14 protein-coding genes are annotated in these 18,879 nt (G+C 41.4%); 1 reads left to right on the top strand and 13 read right to left on the bottom strand.

Going from position 1 to position 18,879, the window contains the following annotated elements:
- Positions 1 to 430: 430 nt before the first annotated feature.
- On the top strand, positions 431 to 2,557 hold the full coding sequence (gene glgX / locus HWQ42_RS16350; protein ID WP_292813854.1) for a glycogen debranching protein GlgX: 2,127 nt from the start codon (positions 431 to 433) through the stop codon (positions 2,555 to 2,557).
- Between the two features lie 391 nt (positions 2,558 to 2,948).
- On the opposite strand, the gene urtD is transcribed toward glgX, so the two are convergent.
- From urtD to HWQ42_RS16285, 13 genes are all read right to left on the bottom strand, one after another.
- On the bottom strand, positions 2,949 to 3,695 hold the full coding sequence (gene urtD / locus HWQ42_RS16345; protein WP_292729895.1) for an urea ABC transporter ATP-binding protein UrtD: 747 nt from the start codon (positions 3,693 to 3,695) through the stop codon (positions 2,949 to 2,951).
- Positions 3,670 to 4,788: an urea ABC transporter permease subunit UrtC gene (urtC, locus tag HWQ42_RS16340; RefSeq protein ID WP_292813851.1), complete on the bottom strand. Its 1,119-nt coding sequence runs from the start codon at positions 4,786 to 4,788 to the stop codon at positions 3,670 to 3,672. Before urtC ends, urtD begins: the two co-directional genes overlap by 26 nt.
- Positions 4,789 to 4,818: 30 nt before the next feature.
- Positions 4,819 to 5,979 (bottom strand): urea ABC transporter permease subunit UrtB, encoded by a 1,161-nt coding sequence (urtB, locus tag HWQ42_RS16335; protein ID WP_292813848.1) that lies wholly within the window; start codon positions 5,977 to 5,979, stop codon positions 4,819 to 4,821.
- 107 nt (positions 5,980 to 6,086) lie between these two features.
- Entirely contained in the window at positions 6,087 to 7,403 is a 1,317-nt protein-coding gene (urtA, locus tag HWQ42_RS16330) for an urea ABC transporter substrate-binding protein (protein ID WP_292813846.1), read from the bottom strand.
- Between the two features lie 522 nt (positions 7,404 to 7,925).
- Positions 7,926 to 8,348, bottom strand: a complete 423-nt coding sequence (locus HWQ42_RS16325; RefSeq protein WP_292813843.1) for an ester cyclase — start codon at positions 8,346 to 8,348, stop codon at positions 7,926 to 7,928.
- A gap of 160 nt (positions 8,349 to 8,508) precedes the next feature.
- Complete coding sequence (locus HWQ42_RS16320) at positions 8,509 to 9,648, bottom strand: FAD-binding oxidoreductase (RefSeq protein ID WP_292813841.1); 1,140 nt, start codon at positions 9,646 to 9,648, stop codon at positions 8,509 to 8,511.
- Between the two features lie 62 nt (positions 9,649 to 9,710).
- A complete protein-coding gene (locus tag HWQ42_RS16315) occupies positions 9,711 to 10,601 on the bottom strand; it encodes a 2-oxoglutarate and iron-dependent oxygenase domain-containing protein (protein ID WP_292813839.1) in 891 nt (296 codons plus the stop codon).
- A 4-nt stretch (positions 10,602 to 10,605) separates the two neighbouring features.
- Positions 10,606 to 12,651 carry a bifunctional metallophosphatase/5'-nucleotidase gene (locus tag HWQ42_RS16310; protein ID WP_292813836.1) on the bottom strand — a complete coding sequence of 682 codons (2,046 nt, stop codon included), beginning with the start codon at positions 12,649 to 12,651 and terminating at the stop codon, positions 10,606 to 10,608.
- A gap of 106 nt (positions 12,652 to 12,757) precedes the next feature.
- Positions 12,758 to 13,471 (bottom strand): pentapeptide repeat-containing protein, encoded by a 714-nt coding sequence (locus tag HWQ42_RS16305; RefSeq protein ID WP_292729911.1) that lies wholly within the window; start codon positions 13,469 to 13,471, stop codon positions 12,758 to 12,760.
- A 433-nt stretch (positions 13,472 to 13,904) separates the two neighbouring features.
- Complete coding sequence (locus HWQ42_RS16300; RefSeq protein WP_292813834.1) at positions 13,905 to 16,898, bottom strand: UPF0182 family protein; 2,994 nt, start codon at positions 16,896 to 16,898, stop codon at positions 13,905 to 13,907.
- Between the two features lie 69 nt (positions 16,899 to 16,967).
- Positions 16,968 to 17,318, bottom strand: a complete 351-nt coding sequence (locus HWQ42_RS16295; protein ID WP_292729918.1) for a PIN domain-containing protein — start codon at positions 17,316 to 17,318, stop codon at positions 16,968 to 16,970.
- A complete protein-coding gene (locus tag HWQ42_RS16290; RefSeq protein ID WP_289799833.1) occupies positions 17,318 to 17,533 on the bottom strand; it encodes a hypothetical protein in 216 nt (71 codons plus the stop codon). Before HWQ42_RS16290 ends, HWQ42_RS16295 begins: the two co-directional genes overlap by 1 nt.
- A 52-nt stretch (positions 17,534 to 17,585) precedes the next feature.
- On the bottom strand, positions 17,586 to 18,830 hold the full coding sequence (locus HWQ42_RS16285) for a cytochrome P450 (RefSeq protein WP_292813832.1): 1,245 nt from the start codon (positions 18,828 to 18,830) through the stop codon (positions 17,586 to 17,588).
- Between the last annotated feature and the right edge of the window lie 49 nt (positions 18,831 to 18,879).

Here is an 18,879-nt window from a genome sequence, read left to right as displayed (position 1 = left end):
TCCCCAGTTTAGATGAGACTGTTGGTCAATTAACTATGGGTTAAACCGCAGAACATCTGTATTTGAAGAAGGCGGGAGAGGATTAGACCTCGGATGATTTAGAGCCATGTAAATAGCCATACCTGTGGAAAACTGACGCAATAGTGAGGATTTTAAACTCTTGCTTCCTCTGATTGCTTTACTAAAGTAGATCGCGTAGCGTGTCGCAGATAGGGCAGTTTTACTTCAGCCTGCTACCCTCGACATTAATTTTTCTGACTTAAGGAATAGAGATTTATATTACTAATGATAGATCAAACAACATTACTTATAAGTTAAATTTAAATGTTAGTGATTTTAATGAATTATTAGTAACTTTAAATTTTAACTAATTATTCAAAAAAATCGAAATCAATTATTTACAGAAAAATTAATTATTCAAGATTTACTTATGTATGTAGCTTTATGGCCGGGGAATGTATATCCTTTAGGTGCAACTTGGGATGGGAAAGGGACAAACTTTGCTTTATTTTCGGAAAATGCAACAGGGGTAGAGCTTTGTTTATTTGATAACGATGACGAAGAGATTCGTATATCTTTGACAGAAAAAAACAATTTTGTTTGGCATGGTTACTTACCAGGAGTTGGCCCAGGTCAAAAGTATGGGTTTAGAGTACATGGGATGTGGGCACCAGAGGTAGGTCATCGATTTAATCCAAACAAACTATTAATTGACCCCTACGCTAAGGCAATTGACGGTGAATTTAGTAATAATCCTTCTGTCTTTGGCTACTCTCTAGACGCGGAGGAAAAAGATTTAGTTTTTTCGGAACTAGATGATGCCAAAATAATGCCCAAGTGTGTTGTGGTCGATCAATCTTTTGATTGGGAAGGCGATCAACTGCTTGGTACACCTTGGTATAGAACTGTTATTTATGAAACTCACGTCAAAGGTTTTACTAAACTACATCCAGCTATTCCAGAAGAGTTGCGCGGCACTTATGCCGGGTTAGCGCATCCTGCTGCAATTCAACATTTACTGCAATTAGGAATTACAGCAGTTGAGTTGATGCCAGTACATCATTTTCTATCTCATCCGGGACATTTAGAAGATAAAGGATTAAAGAATTACTGGGGCTACGATTCCATCAATTATTTTGCTCCCTATTCTAGTTACAGTGCTAGTGGGACGGTGGGACAACAAGTCACTGAATTCAAGCAAATGGTCAAAGCACTACATTTTGCTGGAATTGAAGTGATCTTAGATGTAGTCTACAACCACACTGGCGAAGGAAATCATTTCGGGCCAACGCTATCTTTGCGAGGTATTGATAATTCTGTATATTACCGTTTAGTAAAGGACGATCCTCGTTACTACATGGACTTTACAGGCTGTGGTAACTCTCTGAATGTGCGTCATGCTCAAGTTCTGAAGTTAATCATGGATAGCCTGCGCTATTGGGTAATAGAAATGCATGTAGATGGCTTCCGATTTGATTTGGCCTCGGCGCTGGCACGAGAATTATATGAGGTAGATAACCTATCAGCTTTCTTTGATATTATTCATCAAGACCCAATCTTGGCAGATGTAAAACTCATTGCTGAACCTTGGGACTTAGGAGAAGGCGGCTATCAAGTCGGTAATTTTCCACTGCGTTGGTCTGAGTGGAATGGTAGATATCGGGATACAGTCAGAGATTTTTGGCGTGGTGTAGATGATAGTTTAGGACAATTTGCTTACTGTTTTACCGGTAGCCCTGACCTATATCAAACCAACGGGCGCAACCCAAATGCAAGTATTAATTTCATAACTGCTCATGATGGTTTCACGTTAAATGATTTGGTCAGTTATAACGAAAAGCATAACGAAGCAAACGGGGAAGATAATAGAGATGGTGAAAGCCATAATAGATCCTGGAATTGTGGAGTAGAAGGCGAAACCGACGATCCAGAAGTAATGCGTTTGCGCGAACGGCAACGACGAAACTTTTTAGCAACCCTAATGCTATCTCAAGGTGTACCAATGCTATTAGAAGGGGATGAAATTGGCTGTAGTCAAAAGGGAAATAATAATGTCTACTGCCAAGATAATGAGATTTCCTGGCGGCATTGGGATTTGCATAAAGCAAACTCGGATTTACTAGACTTTACACGCGAACTAATTAATTTTCGCCATCAGCATCCAGTATTCCGACGACGTAAATGGTTTCAAGGTCGCCCCATTCACGGTTCAGGCATTAATGATATTGCTTGGTTTAATGCTGATGGCAGTGAAATGACTGAGAAGCAGTGGCTAGTTAGTTATGCCAAAGTAATGGAGATTTTTTTGAATGGCCAGGGAATTGCTACTCCAGGTGATCGTGGTGAGCGGATTATTGATGAAAGTTTTCTGCTATTTTTTAACGCTCACTACGAGTTAATTGACTTTGCTTTGCCCAATGAATTTAAAGAGAAGGTCTGGGAGATAGTAATTGACACTAATGAACCTCGTTTTTTAGAGCGGGGAAAATTAGTTTCAGGCTCTCAAACTTTACCAGTTACAGATCGCTCTCTGATGGTGTTACGCCTTATTAGTTAGTCATAAGAGAAGAAAAGATGCTCAACTTTATAGAAAAATATATTTTTCTATAAAGTTGCTAAAACGCTTCAACAATTTTTACTTGTAACTCTAATTAGAAAACGCAGAGCTTCATTTACAGCTTCCGAATTGGGAAACATTTTGGCAACATCAGGTTCTAAAAAAACTGTCAATTTTTCAATATTATTAAAATTATATTCACCATTTATCATATTGGTGTTTGTCAAACTCTGATTTGATTGAGGTTGATTCTGCATGATGCTTGTTTGGCAAGATGCAGTATTTAATTTATTAGCCAGTGATTCCCAACTAGTAACTTTTGATTAGGGAAAGCTATAACAGCGCAAACCGACCATAATTACCAGACGAATAGAAAGTGCAATCGAGTTTTTCATTCTTCCTGTTTTCCTAGATATACTTCAATTACACGAGAGTCATTTTGCACTTCTTCAAAATTTCCTTCGCACAGCACCGAACCTTCATGTAATACTGTTACTTTCTTAGCAATTTGGCGCACAAATTCCATATCATGTTCAATTACTAAAATTGAATGGCTCTGCGCTAGTGCTAAAAGTAGTTCGCCAATATTATAGGTTTCTTCATCTGTTAAACCAGCAACGGGTTCATCAACAAGTAATAAATCAGGTGACTGTGCTACTAACATCCCAATTTCTAAACGTTGCTTTTCTCCGTGAGAAAGTAAAGCTGCTCTGATATCGGCTTTTGGCGTTAAACCGATGGTTTCTAATAATCCTTTAATATTATTCTTTTCAACAGACTTGGAATGTTCAAACAAAGTAGAAAAGACATTTTTTTTCTTGTTACTAGTAATTTCTAAATTTTCACGGGGCGTTAGGTTCAGGTAAATTCGGGGTGTTTGAAACTTACGTCCAATTCCCAATCGGGCAATTTTATATTCAGGTAAAGAACGCAGATTTCTTCCTTTGAATAAAACTCGCCCCACGGTTGGCTGAACTTTCCCCGTAATCACATCCAAAAACGTTGTCTTTCCCGCGCCATTGGGGCCAATTACTACTCGTAATTCACCCACATCCATACTAAAATTAAGCTGATTTAAAGCCTTAAAACCGTCAAAGCTAACAGTTACATTTTCAGTTTCCAATATTTTCGCGTTCATGTTGCACTTCCGGGTCTTCTTCCAAGGTGGGATATGTAGCAATTTCTTGACGACGGTGGAAAAGAGAAATATTCTGACTACGCAACCATCCCACGATGCCGTCGGGAAGGACTGTGACGACTATCAAAAATAGTGCGCCTTGGAAAAATAGCCAGATTTCGGCAAATTGTTCGCTTAAAAAAGTGCGGGCATAATTGACTAACAAAGTTCCGACAATCGCGCCAATTAAAGTAGCGCGTCCGCCTACAGCTACCCAAATCACCATTTCAATGGAAAAGGCAATATCCATTGCTCTGGGTGATACTGAACCACTTTGAATAGTGTAAAATGCTCCTGCTATACCTGCGATCGCACCTGAAACTGCGAACACCAACACCTTAAAATCTGTAGGGTCATAGCCAGAAAATCTTACCCGACTTTCATCATCACGAATCGCTATCAACAATCTCCCAAAGCGTCCAGTTGTCAACCAGCGACAAATGCCGTAGGTGGCTGCGAGAAATATTACCGTCAGCGTGTAGAAAACAAACTGCGTCTTGGCATCGCTCACCGTTGCGCCAAACAAAGTTGTAAAATCTATCAGTCCGTTCGTGCCGTTGAAAAATTGTTGTTGACCATTAAAAAAGTTGAAAAATACAATAGTTCCGGCTTGAGTCAAGATAGAAAAATAAACTCCCTTGAGGCGATTTCGGAAAACTAAATATCCCAACAAACCCGCCAATAACCCCGGAATTAGTACCACCAAAGCTATTGTCAAAGGAAAAGAATAAAAAGGTTGCCAAAAACTGGGAAGTTCTGTAACCCCATAAAGCCCCATGAAATCAGGCAATTCTCCACTAGGGACTTGCAGTTTCAGGTACATTGCGATCGCATATCCACCCAAACCAAAGAAAATACCATGTCCCAAACTTAGTAAACCAGTATAACCCCAAATCAGATCGATACCCAAAGCTGCGATCGCCAGCGACAAAAATCGCCCCAACAAATTCAGGCGAAACTCCGACAGCAACAGTGGCATAATGATAATGAGGAAAAGTGCGATCGCAACCACCACCCCCACCTCAATTAATAACCCTCCTCCCCTCTTCCTCATTCTCTGCGTCCTCTGCGTCTCTGCGGTTCGTTAAACATCAACAGTACGTCCCTTCTGCGGAAAAATCCCCCCAGGCTTCCACTGTAAAAACACAATAATCAGCGCAAATACCATCACCTTCGCCATACTCGTAGTCGCAAAAAAAGTAAACAAATCAGCCAAAGGCTTAACAGGACTCAACAACAAAGCCAGAGTCCCAGAACCAATTAAAAAATTAGCCGTACCAATACCCAAAGCAGCCACAATCGTCCCGGCTAAATTGCCCACACCCCCAACGACGACCACCATAAAAGTATCAATAATATAGTTTTGTCCCGTATTTGGCCCTACAGAACCAAGCAAACTAATCGCACATCCCGCCACACCAGCTAAACCCGAACCCAGTGCAAAAGTAATCGCGTCAACCTTTTGAGTTGGGATACCCAAACAAGCACTCATACTCCGGTTTTGTGTCACAGCCCGAATTCTTAAACCCCAGCTAGAACGTTGTAAAAATAAATAAATTCCCGCTACACAGATTATTGTTAAAGCAATAATAAATAACCTGGCGAAGGGCAATTGCACACCACCTAAAGATACCCCTGCTTGTAACCAAGTCGGTGCTGTTACATCGACATTTTGAGCGCCAAACCAAGGTTGAGTCACTGCTAACTGATAAGTTTGACTCAATAAATTGCCCGTTGTGATTGTCACTCCCAGCGATAATAAAAATATCACCGCCACAATCCAATTACGAACCCTTCCCAAATCTGTGCGGGAATTTAAAATCCATAAACCTCCAAAAAACAACAGAGAAAATAGGCCTAGACCAATTATCAATACCCAATTCACACTACGGACAAACTGCTGAAAAATTAAACTTACTCCCCAAGTTGCCAATAGAGTTTCTAATGGGCGTCCATAGAGATAACGAATCACGCCTTTTTCTAGAATTAATCCCACAGCAGCCGTGAAGATAAAAGCAATAATCAAAGCCAAAAATATATAGACTTCAAACCACACTCCACCTAATTGCTTACATACATTTTGGACAACATAAGTTGTATAAGCACCGAACATCATCAATTCACCATGCGCCATATTGATGACGCCCATCAATCCAAATATAATAGCTAGTCCCAACGCAGCAATTAATAATACTGCGCCAATACTAATACCATTAAATACAGCTTCTAAGAATCCTGCTAACACTTATTTCTCCACAACAGCTATCAGCTTTTTTAGTCATTAGTCCTTTGTCCTTTGTCCTTTGTCCTTTGTTGCTTGTAACTATTAACCGATGACTAATGACTAATGAGTTAAACTTTCTTGAACTTACCACCCTTGGCAGGGTCACTCCAATCACAAGCAAATCCTTTAGTTTCTTTCACAAATTGATTCCAAGGAACTGGCTCAACTGCCGTTGGAGTAGCATAGACAATATCAAACAAACCATCTTGTCTAACTTGACCAATCCGCACAATTTTAGATATGTGATGATTGGCATCCATTGTCACTTTACCTTCAGGTGCATCTAGAGTTTGACCATAAGCCGCAGCACTTACCTTAGCTATGTCTGTAGTACCAGCTTTTTGGACTGCTTGTTTCCACAAATAAACTGCAATGTATGCTGCTTCCATTGGGTCATTTGTCACCCGATTTTCACCATACTCTTTTTTGAAAGCTGCTACAAACTTCTTATTAGCAGGTGTGTCTACTGTTTGGAAATAGTTCCAAGCTGCATAATGGCCTTTGAGATACTCTACACCAATTGCTTTTACTTCTTCTTCAGCAATACTTACAGACATAGAGGGATATTTTTCTGGTGTCAATCCAGCCCCTTTTAATTGTTTGAAGAAAGCAACGTTGCTATCACCATTTAAGGTGTTGTAAATCACGCCACCATTGGGCAAATTTTGTTTGATTTTAGTGATAATTGGTGTAACTTCTGTATTACCAAGGGGTAAATAATCCTCACCAACTGTTTTTCCGCCTAAAGCTTCCAGTTGAGCTTTAATGATGGTATTAGCTGTTCGGGGAAAAACGTAGTCAGAGCCAACTAAGAAGAATTCTTTGCCCTTATTTTTTAACAGCCAATCAACAGATGGTTCAATTTGTTGATTTGGTGCAGCGCCAGTGTAGAAAATGTTTTTAGAACATTCTTGACCTTCGTATTGCACAGGATACCAGAGCATATGGTTTTTGCTCTCGAATACTGGCTTAACATTCTTGCGGCTAGCAGAAGTCCAACAACCAAAGACTACAGCAACTTTATCTTGATCGATTAGCTTGGTTGCTTTTTCTCTAAAAGTATCCCAGTTAGAAGCACCATCTTCGGTAATTGCTTCAATTTGTTTACCTAAGACACCACCAGCAGCGTTAATTTCTTTGATTGCTAATTTTTCAGCATCAACAACGCTTTTTTCACTAATAGACATCGTACCACTCAGAGAGTGCAAAATACCTACTTTTATGGTGTCACCAGCAGTCGCCGCCGCTGGGGAAGCAGTGGGAGGTGCGGCTGGACTCTGTGTCGCAGTTGGAGAATTATTCGCGCAAGCTTTCAAAAAAAAGCTGCTTCCAAAAGTTAAAGAACCGTAAATTATAAACTTGCGTCGGTTAAATTGTCTTCTCATCTTTTTATGAATTTTCCTGTTGATGAATCAGCCAACTTATAGAAAGCTGACAATATCAATCTTTAAAATGTGATATTAGTGCGATAGTTTACTAGTAAAAAGTGACGCCTTATACAAAAAAGTTTGTTTTTGTAATAAAAAACAAACTTTATAAGATTAAGCTTTGTGAACTTTATAAAGATTCTCGTATCTATGCAAATACTTATGAAACAACAAAACCCTTCTCTTCCACGAACATCTGAGATTATAGACAGTTAAAAACTGCTAAGTATCTAGGCATAAAAAACTGCTAAGTATCTAGGCATAAATAAATTTCAAGTTTGTAGTAAGGACTTTAGTCCTGAGAATCCTTGCTCTGAGCGATAAATCGCTCACTACAAACTAGGAGTTTATTTTATATTTAATTTATGTCTACCTACTTATCTCTTTTCAAAATTCTGGTCTGTGCTGAACAGATAGCTGGTTAACACAGCAATAGTTTTAATCATTAAGTCAGCTTAAAATATTCTACGTACACTGCTATTATTCAGATACTCCTGGTTCAATCCGTGCCCCAAGCTGGAGAACCCGTCCAAGATCGTCAGCGTTTCGCCAGGTTTCAATTATCTTACCGTCGGCAATATAATGAATGAAGGTAGCAGTGAATGTCTGCTGACGTCCGTGACTTGGTATGCCAAGAAAACTCTCCTGGATGCAGGTATTAGTTGCACGCATAACAACTTTGTCACCTTCGGCGATTACGTCTTCAATTGTCCATTTCTGCTGGATAGGCCCAAATGAACCAAAGAGTTTGCGTACCCCTTCAGGGCCAAGGGGTAGTCCTGGTAAACCACCGTGCATTTTCCAAGTTGGGGCGGTTATCTCGCAAATTTCTTCGATTTTATGCTCGCTAATAAGTTCAATCCACCGTTGAGCAATTATTTTGTTGTCCTCAATGGAAGACATTGCTACTATTCCTTTACTGAAAATTAGGTGAACTCTAATTATTTATTTAGACAGACAAGATGCACTATTGTCAATTAACCAAGTTTGAGATTGAATTAAAATCAGTGCAGCGCTTAATTTGCCAGCATCAGTAATATTTATGTCTTTAACTACGGGGCTTTTAGATTAGCATTTGTGTAATAATTTCTTCTTCCTGACCAGTTGCAAAACTAGCAAAGCGCTTTGCCAAAGGTGGTATCAGTACTAGGGGATTGCTAAATCCAGAGAAAACATGAACCCCTTCCAATCCTGGGATAGCACCAATTAAGGGAAGTTGATTACTACTAAATGCCACTAAGCAGTGATACCAAGTCCCTGGTAAATCCTTCAATGCTGGTAAAATTTGACCAACACCTTTTCGCAACCATTTTTCGCTTACGTCTAAGTTTACCTTGGCTTGAGGATCTGCGATCGCACGGCTAATCTGCCCAATCCGGATACTACCATCTTGAAACTGAATTGCACCCACATCTAAAATCGGCGGTACTAACTCATTACCAAGTTCATCCCATAATTCATCAACTTGAGTAGATTCAGCTTCTAGTTGAAACCGTTGCTGATTCGCTGGCATAACTAAAGTCCGTAACCTGACATCAACGGCTGGGGTTTCAATGATTTCTGCGTGGGTAAAATACAGCTTGATGGAAATACCAGCAGATTTTAAAAGCTGGCGGCTGAGTCCACCCGCACAAACGACAACGTTAGCGCTGTGGAAAGTTGCAGTGGTGGTTTGTACACCATCTTGCAATACTTGCAATACTTGGGTAATCTGCATTTCACCCCCAGCCCGCTCAAAAGCTTGGATGTAAGCTTGTGCTGTTTTTTCTGGGTGAATATGACCGTGTTTGACAGTTAAAGCACCAGATATCGCCTCTCGATTTAGCTGCGGTTCCAACTCACAAGCTTCTTTAATACTGAGTAAACGAGGTGGAATGGCACAATGATTATATGATGCCGCAGTTGTTTCTGGGTCGTTATGGGCTGAAATAGTCAGTAATAAATCTAATTCCCGAAATTGGATATCAGCATCTAACTCTTGAGCTAGGATATGATAACGTGCGATCGCTTCTTTGCACAATAGCCGAGTTAGTGGTGTAGTACCCGACCAATAGCCAAGCCCACCATAACTATAGCGAGTTGCATTCTGTGGTCTGCTGTGTTGCTCCAACAAAAGTACAGAAAAGCCAGTTTTAACCAGTTCATAAGCGAGTGCAGCACCCGTAATTCCGCCACCAACCACAATCCAGTCGTAGGTTTTCATATTAAATATCTTTCTTAATTACGAATTACGTTAGCGTAGCGGTAGCGAGTCCGCGAGCGTCATTACGAATTACCATAAGTTGCTTGTAAACGTTGTAAAAGATATTCTCCCGCCAGGATAGGGGGATAGATAGGTGATTGTTCTTTCTGGCAACTCTCCAAACAAGCAATTTCTGTATCATCATTAGGATGACAGAAAAAAGCCATAGAATACCGCGACTGATTCATCCTATTATCACTGGGAATCATCACTCGATGCTTAGTTGAGCAAAACTGATGATTTGTCCACCGTTGCATTAAATCGCCAGTATTGACTATTACAGTATCAGGAATTGTAGGCGCGACAATCCACTCTCCCGATACTGTTTGTACTTCTAACCCGCCAATGTCATCTTGGAAAAGTAAGGTAATACTGCCATAATCGGAATGCTCACCAGCACGCACCTGTCCGGGTTGCGGTGGTGTCTGCAATGGCGGATAGTGTAATAGTCGCAAGGTATGATTTTGTTGATTATGTCTTATAGTAAAAAAATCTTCTGGCAATTCTAACGCCAACGCATAAGCTTGTAATATCGTATTAGCAAGTTCTGTACAATTATCATAAAAGGAGACAAGAGAAGCATCTATCCCTACCGCTTGTTTGTTTACATTAAATGCCTCTTTTAAATCGCCTGGTTTATTGGGATTAAGACGTTCTCTCTCAATCCCAACGTAACCCATATTACTAAATTCATCACTCCAAGCTTGCTTTTGCTTAACTTCTAAAGGTAAATTGAAAAAAGATTTGCTGTGATTGAATACTTCTTTGATTAGGTCTTTTGATATTACCGAATTTTGCAAATACATGAAGCCAATTTCATGACAAGCTTCATAGATTTGTTTGATGACAACTTGCCGATTTGCTGCGTTGCCCTTAGTAAAATTAGTGAAATCAATTACTGGAATTCTGACCATTGATTTAAAACACCACATCTTTACGCAACTTCAGATTTTGAATGCGAGTATCTTCGGTGGGTGGTACATCCTCCTGAGCAAATGGAATCTGCTTAAAGTTAGCAGCTAGATATTCTGCTAATGCATCTTGTTCAGAACCGTCAGCAGCAAAGGTGGCTAAACCTGTGCGTTTGCTTTTATCAGCATCTTTTGATGTCAAATCAACCCGTTCAGTTTTGGGAAAAGGATAACCATCACCACCATTTGCGAGGAAGTTTAAGGTGACAGCGCGGAAGATGCGATTAGAGTCACCTACTAACTCTGCATTTTTCACCACTACATCAATAATTTTGCCTTTTCCATCTTTGATAACCAGGGATTTAACACGCTTACCTGCTGGCAAATCTGGGTCAAAGCTAAAGGCTAATCCCGCGACTTGGGGAAAACTGCCAGGGGTCGCACCAGGTGCGATCGCTGCTACACTGTGTTCAATCACTGCCATTAGTTCTTTAGCATTCAAAGTAACTAAAGTCAAACCATTGTTGAACCGTAAAGCATTGGCGATATCAAGTTGGGAAATGTCTTTTTCTTTCTTACCTGCTACAGGATTGGCTTGGGGTGGCAGTTTGATAACATCTTGTGAGCGAGTCGAACCTGGGGGAAAGGTATAGATACCAATATTGTCACGGATACCACCACCATTTTTGATGGAAATGACAGTTTTAGGATCGTATCGTTTAGCGATCGCTAAATTAGCTTCAGCTGTCAAATTCCCTAAATTGGTTTCTTGAGTGCGGACATCACCCCGCCAGCCGTTGAGGAAAACATTGGTTTTTCCAAAAATCTGACCATCTTGGGCAATAATCACTTTTTTGAGTGCTTCTGTAATGGCAACAATTTTGGCATCGGGTTTCCCGCCTACAGCTGCTACACCTTGGGAATCAGTCGCATAAGCACCGCTAATTTTGGGGTCAATACTATTAGGAATAATTACTCCCTTGGCATCAAAGTTAACTACTAAACGACCAACATAACGATAGTTTCCATCGGTATTAACTACCGCTATCGGATTACCATCTGCGGCTTTTTTGATGATTGGATAAATTCCAGCAGATTTATCACCCACTCGCAGACGGTCTGTTTTGTCGGCTAGTAAGGTATTGGAACCGCCAGCAATAATAATATCTACTCCCTTAAGTAATTGTCCTAGCTTTTGCTCAATGGCAATTTGCTGCATGTGTGCCAACAGAATTACTTTATTAATCTCTGGGTTTTTGGTCAGCAGCGTATCAACAGAAGTTTGAATTTCAGCAGCTAAGGCGGCAATATCTGCGGCATCACGGGCATTAAATTTTTTAGGCAACACAGTCACACCACCGGGAGAAGAAATAGTCCGCAGTGTGGGAGTTGTCGCCCCAACTACAGCAATTTTTTCACCATTGACGGTAATTATGGTGCTACGGGCAATTTTATTGGGAATTTTACTTGCCTCTTGTCCATCAGCAGTAACTAATTTTGCCAGGTCTTTATCAGTGCTGAAGTCCAGATTCGCGCTGAGATAAGGAAATTTTGTACCTGGGTAATCTTCTTTAGCACGGAGTAAGTCAGCAACAACACCCGTACCTAAATCAAATTCGTGATTGCCAAATGCGATCGCACCAAAACCAAGAGCATTTAAAATTAAAATATCTCCTCGTCCCTGACCACCAAAAACTGTGTCACTGGCAAATAAAAAGGGGCTGGGAATATAAGCATCTCCAGATGAAAGGATTAAGGTATTAGGAGAATCAGGCTTACCGTCATGATTAACATCCTGATTTTTGAGTGCATTCAACACCGCCGAAAAGTTCGGTGCATCCTTCAGCGCTGGGACACCTGCTTCTTGGTCGGAAGTATGTAAAAGTTGTAGTGTGAACCCTGACTTTTGTGCTGTTTTAACTTGCGCTACACCACCAGTAGTTCCTAGCAATAAAAAGATGCTAGATATAATTAGCCAACTTAACTGGCTAGCGTTTAAATCTCGGCGATTAAACTTACTGAAAAATCGACTTTTACGAGCTAAATAAGACATAATAATAAAATTTCGATTTCATCGGTGGTGAATAATTTTCTAATGTCTATAATTTAGGTCTACCCATTTAAGTTTTGGCAAGCGCTCACTAATGCGATCGCTACCTTCAATCATGAACCGTAGCATCGGGCATTATTGCTCCCTGGAAATCAACGTTAGTGAGAATAGCTCCGGTTAAGTCTGCTCCTTGTAGATTAGCCTTGCGCAGAATCGCACCATTGAGGTCTGCATAGCTCAAGTCTGCTCTTTGCAAACTGGCTCCACTCAGGTCTGTCGCCAAATTTCCCCACTGGATGCTTCGACTCAGGTCTGCCCGACATAGCTTCGCTCCATCTAAGTTGGCATGATGTATACAAGCTGCTCTCAGGTCAGCATAGCTCAAGTCTGCCCCAGTTAAAACCGCGTATCCCAAATCTGTGCGTTGATTGGAACTGGGACGTAAGTCTGCTTGAATTAGTAGAGAAGCAGAAAGTTTTGCACCATTCAAATTAGCACCACATAAACTAGTTTTTAGTAAGTTAGCTTTGTCTAGGCGTGTATTAACTAGCTTTGCCCCAGTCAAATCAGCCTCACGCAAAATGGCACAATACAAGTCTGCTTCACTTAGGTCTATTCCCCAAAGGATCGCTTCACTCAGGTTGGCCCCCCGCAAACATGCTTGGTTGAAGTTGGTTTTACCCAGCCGTGTTTGACGTAAATCGGCATCGCTAAAATCTGCGCCTCTGAGGTTTGCATTCGTTAACTCTGCTTCTTGCAAATTTACTCGCTGAAAGTTTCTTTCTCCAGCAGCATAGCGTTTGAGAATTTCATCCACGTCCATTATAGTTACAACCTTTAATTTACAATTGCTGCTTGGTGTGACTTAAAGCACACTAAGTCAACGTGAGTTCGACAAGTCTTATTTGACCTCTCCCCCAACCCCTCTCCGTGTCGGAGAGGGGAGCAAAAAGCTGAATTTTTCGTTGCTCCTCCCTCGCCTTGTAGGAGAGGGAGGTTGAGAGGGAGAGGTTCATCGAATTGACGTTAAGTCAATGAGTTTCCCTTGTGGTGAGAAAGGCATTGTCATTTTTCAAGCAAATGGGCTTTGATATTTCAGACAAGTAAGCCGAGTCAATCAGGCGTTGCATTGATGATTTTGTGACTTCTTTAACGCTTCTTCAAAGCTTTGCTGCTTTCTTTATCAACGTAGTATCGAAGGTTTTTTCAGCATAGGGGAAATTTCCCATATTTCCAATACTTCTGTTTAAAATCGCTTAACCTGGCGGGGCTGCTTCTTCAAAGGGACGGATAATCGCCGGGGCTGGTGTAACTTCTGGTTTAAAGATTCCCTGCAATGCTTGTTCTAAGGTTTGTGCCATGACAATCCGGTTTTCGTAAGCCACTACTACCCGTACCAAGGTTGGCAGACTATTCTGTGTTGCTTCTAGATAGATTGGCTCGACATACAGCAGCGATTGCTCAATCGGAATTACTAGTAGATTGCCTTGAATCGCTCTCGAACCTTGGCGATTCCACAAGGAAATTTGCTGAGAAATTACTGGGTCTTGGTTAATCCGCGCCTCGATTTGCTCTGTTCCGTAAATCAGGCGTTCTTTAGGAAAGACATATAGCACTAGCCTACCGTAGTTTTTGCCATCCGATCGCGCCGCTAACCAAGCGATTAAATTAGTCCGCTGTCTGGGAGTATAGGGTAAAAACAGAAGAAATTCTTCAAAGTCTACGGTGGGTAAACTAGTAATCAAATAATACGGCTCTACCGGACGGGGTTCAGTGCCATAGATTTCATTAGGAATCTGCCACTGGTCTTCCCGGTTGTAAAATACTTGGGCGTCGGTCATGTGGTAGGTCATCAACCGCTCAGATTGAATTTTGAAGAAGTCCACTGGATAACGGATATGACTGCGGAGAGTCACTGGCATAGTATTGAGCGGTTTGAAGGTGTTGGGAAATATTTTTGACCAAGTGGCAATGATGGGATCGTGGGGATCGGCAATATAAAAATTAACGCTGCCGTTGTAAGCATCAATCACTACCTTGATCGAGTTTCGAATGTAGTTGATACCATCGCCACCAGTGTCTGAGTAGGGATAGCGATCGCTCGTTGTGTAGGCATCAACAATCCAGTAAAGATAACTGGGATTACTGGGGAAATCTTGATTAGCGGTAGTAGCAACTAAATAAGGATCGCTGTCAAATTTTAGGAAGGGTGCGATCGCTTGAATTCTTTCCTTGACATTTCGCCGCAATAGCACTCTTGTCTCTGGCAAAAAGTCTCGCGTCAGCACCATCTGCCAATCTTTCAAATACGTGGCAAACAGCCAGCGTCGCCATGCTGAACCGATTTCAACACCACCCAGACCATCGTAAGAGTTGTAAACATTGTCACTACCGCTAGGATAGTCTAACTCTCTAACTCTTGTGCCAGTCATTACATAGGTATTGGCGATTTCACCATAATAAATTCGTGGTTGCCCAATCGGAATACTTTCACGAATGGCTTTACTGGAAGTTGTGAGAGCGCTACTATCACCGCTAATATCTTTGACAAAATATTCTGGTAGACCACCCGCCCCAACTGTATTAACTGGGCTAACAGTAAACCCAAAACCGTGGGTATAAATTAAATGGTGGTTAACCCATGTTTGAGCTTCCTGTGGTACACCAGTGTAGTCTAATTCTCGTGCGGCAATCAGTACCTGCCGCCGTTCTGTTGATTCAACTGCTTCCTGCTTAAGTTCTGGTAGCTTTTGTGGGGCAGAGGGTCGGCGTGAAGTTGCATCTGTTTTCAGAGTATATCGATCGATATCGGCATCGGGAAACCGATAATACGGTCGAATTTGTTGCAGTTGACGGTTAGTTTCTAACAGTGGTCGCTGATCCCAAAGGCGAATATTCCGAATTGTCAAGTCATTCTTTTGAATGTCAGCTTCAGTTAATGTTCCTTGCGGGTTAAAGGTTCTGACATCGATCGCCTCTAAATCAAATGCTTGGCGAGTCAAGGCAATAGTCCGCTGAATGTAGGGTTGCTCTCGTTGCAACTCATTAGGTTGGACAATTAAATATTGCACCACAGTAGGTAAAACAACATCAGCAGCTACAACTAATACTAAATAAACCCCTAACCCGTAAAAGACAAAGCGACGATACCGAGATTTGGGTTTCCAGAAAAACGTTCGCCAAAGGAGGTAAAAGGCGATCGCTACTGCCGCAACGCACAAAACGGTGTAAGCTGGCAACTGGGCTGTCACATCGGTATAACTGGCACCATAACTCACTCCCCGGCTAGAATACACCAGTTCATAGCGACTCAGCCAATAACTCAGAGCCACTACCAGCATCAACAAGCCACCCATACCGAATAAATGACGCTGTTGCTGGGGCGAAAAACCAGGGAAAATCCCCTGACTTAAACTATCTGCCGACAAGAGATAAGTGAGGGTAACGGCGACAAAGCCATACAAACATAATCCCATCAGCCAGAGTTCTACCAGTTCCCAAAAGGGTAAGGAAAATACGTAAAAGCTGATATCTCGACCAAATAAAGGCTCAGTGCTGTTGAAAAGGGTGGGGTGGAAATATTGCAGTACCTTGGGCCAGTGTCGGAATATGATGAAAGCAAAAATGGGACTGAAGAGAATTGCGATCGCAGTGAGTAAAAATTGGGGATAGATTAAGATGGCGATCGCTACTCCCCCAATTAAACCGAGATACCAGACTTGAGAGACAATCTGCCTCAAAAGCTGCCAGATTGTCTCCGGTCGAAATAGGGCGGGAATGGGTAGAATAGCCTGATTAACTGGAGAATGCCAGTAGAAAAGAGCAATTTGACCATAGTGAGCCAGCATTAACCCAATCAACAAGCTCAGTATCAGAGTTAAGGGTAATAACCAGCGCAATCTGAATGTTTGAAAGCGTTGTGACCCAAGTATCTGGGTTTCATTACGTCTTGGATAATTAGGACTGAGAAAATTTGTTAATTCACTGTTGACTTCTGCTTGCTCAATCTTTACAGACTGGAAATATTTTAGCCGTTGTGCTAAAGCCAGGTTTAGCAGTAGATAGGCGGCAGTTATTCCAGCCACGACTACCCACAAAATACCACGAGTCACCAGCCTCAACAAAAATGCTTGGAGATAGCCGACTTCCCGAAACCAAAAAATCTCTGCTCCCAGACGGGAACCCAGATCCAGAAGTAGCCACAGCCCGAAAAATCCGATTAATAGCCTATAGCCCCATTTCCAATACATTAATATGTAATTTAAGAAGAACGCCAATTCTCTATTTGCAAGCTGTTTACTCTTTGAAATTCTCGAATATTAGATGTTACAACAATATGATTGTGAGTTAGTTGCTGTTGCTGCGATCAATACATCATAAGAACCGATAGGAGTACCCGCTGTTTTCAAAATACTTCTAATTTGGGCAGCTTGTTCTGCTTCTTCCACACTAAAAGGTAAAATCGTAATCGAACCTAACAATGCTTCAATCAATGATTGGATTTTTAAGGCACGTTGAGGATTGATTGCTAATCCATACTTAATCTCCATTACTGTTAAGGAGGAAATAAAAATATCTGTGGGAGTAGTAGACTTTAATAGCTTGAGAGTATTTTTTTCTCCCTTGACAAAATCACTAATTACGCAGGTATCGAGTAAATAACCCATCATTAAAACTCGATTTCGTTAGGTGGTAGCAGTTCGTCTCGGTAGGACTCAAAAATAATACTTTCTACTACACCTTGATGTTGCATAATAGTTTCTGGCCAAGTCATGGGTTTTGTTTCTAAGAAAGTAACAAAGACTTTGCTTTCAGTAATACCTTGTGGTTTTTCAGCTAGTTCGATTTTGCCGTTTTTATAAATTCCTTCAATGGTTCGTAGCATTATTTTTACCTCCTATCGAAATTCTAGTAGTATTTATTACCGAACTGGTAGTTCATGATGCCTTGTCAAACTCAATATAGAGGTGCTTTAGTGTCCGCATGAGTACGTTCGGTAAATATTGGTATCCTTCTTGTGCCAAGCGAATGTCCTTCAGGCGTAGCAGCAAACGCTGATATGCGATCTGCATTTCCTTACGAGCAAGCATAGCACCCAAACAAAAATGAATGCCATGACCAAAAGATAGGTGGTTGCTGGCATTATGGCGGCGCACATCGAAACGCTCACCCTCAATAAATTTTAGCGAGTCGCGGTTAGCAGCATCGAAGCGGAGCATCACTAAAGACCCAGCTTTGAGATCGACGTCTTGGAGCTTTGTATCTTCCGTTACAACTCGCCACATTCCTGCTGTCGGACTTTGCATTCGTAAAACTTCTTCAACAAAGTTCTCTATCAGGGAAATATCTGTTTGTAACAACTTCATCTGCTCTTTGTTGTTTGTCAGCAACAACATCCCACCTGCGATCGCACTGGTGACAGTCTCGTTGCCTGCCACTAATATTTGCTGAATTATACTCAGTAGTTCAGCAGTGTCAAGCGATCGCTCTCCATCCACTTTTGCCTGTACCAAGTCAGTAATCAAATCATCTTGAGGCTGTTTTTGGCGTGACTCGATGACATCATGAAAATAATGCTGGAAAGCAACAACATCTTTAGCACACTCGATTTCCTGCTCTCTAGAAAGTAAGTTACCTAAACGCGCAATAAAAGCATCAGACCATTGCTTGAACTTCGGCAAATCTGCTTGCGGCACACCTAACTGTTGAGCAATAACTTTGAGCGGTAAGGGTACGGCAAACTCACTGACAAATTCACACTTGCCGCGATCGATAAAGCTGTCAATCAGTTCATTAACAATCTGTTCAATCAAGTCACGTATTTTATTGATACGCGACGAAGTGAATGCCTTATTCACCAACGAGCGAAATCGCTCGTGTTCTGGTGGATCTGCCGTCAGTAGGGTGTTCATCTGAGGCCAGCCAAGAGCCGAAATTTTCTGCAACTCCTGATCGTGTTGTTCTTTGCCAGCTAGTAAAGTCGAGAAATTGCTAGAAAATACTCTTGTATCCTTAAGAATTTCGATCGCTAAGTCATAGCGAGTAACAAGAAAGAGTTTTGCTTCTGTTGTGGGACTTGGTAGCTCCATAATTGGTGCTTGCTCCTGTGCCAGCTTGTAGAATTCATAAGGGCACACAAGCACTTCTGGGTCAAAGAAGTTGTAGTCTGACAGATGCTTCATGCTTCTAATGGTGGTCAGTGATGGTTTGCTTTGACTCAAAATGAGCCAA

Origin of the sequence: Nostoc sp. JL23 (genome assembly GCF_017115065.1) — a bacterium.
Lineage (GTDB): Bacteria > Cyanobacteriota > Cyanobacteriia > Cyanobacteriales > Nostocaceae > Nostoc > Nostoc punctiforme_A.
Note: the sequence above shows the minus strand (reverse complement) of the source record. Positions and strands in the feature narration are given on the sequence as shown.

What these genes read in the sequence shown, in the direction of transcription:
- glgX (WP_292813854.1), top strand. Translation starts at nt 431, where the DNA reads ATGTATGTAGCTTTATGGCCGGGGAATGTATATCCTTTAGGTGCAACT.
- urtD (WP_292729895.1), bottom strand. Translation starts at nt 3,695, where the DNA reads ATGAACGCGAAAATATTGGAAACTGAAAATGTAACTGTTAGCTTTGAC.
- urtC (WP_292813851.1), bottom strand. Translation starts at nt 4,788, where the DNA reads ATGAGGAAGAGGGGAGGAGGGTTATTAATTGAGGTGGGGGTGGTGGTT.
- urtA (WP_292813846.1), bottom strand. Translation starts at nt 7,403, where the DNA reads ATGAGAAGACAATTTAACCGACGCAAGTTTATAATTTACGGTTCTTTA.
- HWQ42_RS16325 (WP_292813843.1), bottom strand. Translation starts at nt 8,348, where the DNA reads ATGTCTTCCATTGAGGACAACAAAATAATTGCTCAACGGTGGATTGAA.
- HWQ42_RS16320 (WP_292813841.1), bottom strand. Translation starts at nt 9,648, where the DNA reads ATGAAAACCTACGACTGGATTGTGGTTGGTGGCGGAATTACGGGTGCT.
- HWQ42_RS16315 (WP_292813839.1), bottom strand. Translation starts at nt 10,601, where the DNA reads ATGGTCAGAATTCCAGTAATTGATTTCACTAATTTTACTAAGGGCAAC.
- HWQ42_RS16310 (WP_292813836.1), bottom strand. Translation starts at nt 12,651, where the DNA reads ATGTCTTATTTAGCTCGTAAAAGTCGATTTTTCAGTAAGTTTAATCGC.
- HWQ42_RS16305 (WP_292729911.1), bottom strand. Translation starts at nt 13,471, where the DNA reads ATGGACGTGGATGAAATTCTCAAACGCTATGCTGCTGGAGAAAGAAAC.
- HWQ42_RS16300 (WP_292813834.1), bottom strand. Translation starts at nt 16,898, where the DNA reads ATGTATTGGAAATGGGGCTATAGGCTATTAATCGGATTTTTCGGGCTG.
- HWQ42_RS16295 (WP_292729918.1), bottom strand. Translation starts at nt 17,318, where the DNA reads ATGATGGGTTATTTACTCGATACCTGCGTAATTAGTGATTTTGTCAAG.
- HWQ42_RS16290 (WP_289799833.1), bottom strand. Translation starts at nt 17,533, where the DNA reads ATGCTACGAACCATTGAAGGAATTTATAAAAACGGCAAAATCGAACTA.
- HWQ42_RS16285 (WP_292813832.1), bottom strand. Translation starts at nt 18,830, where the DNA reads ATGAAGCATCTGTCAGACTACAACTTCTTTGACCCAGAAGTGCTTGTG.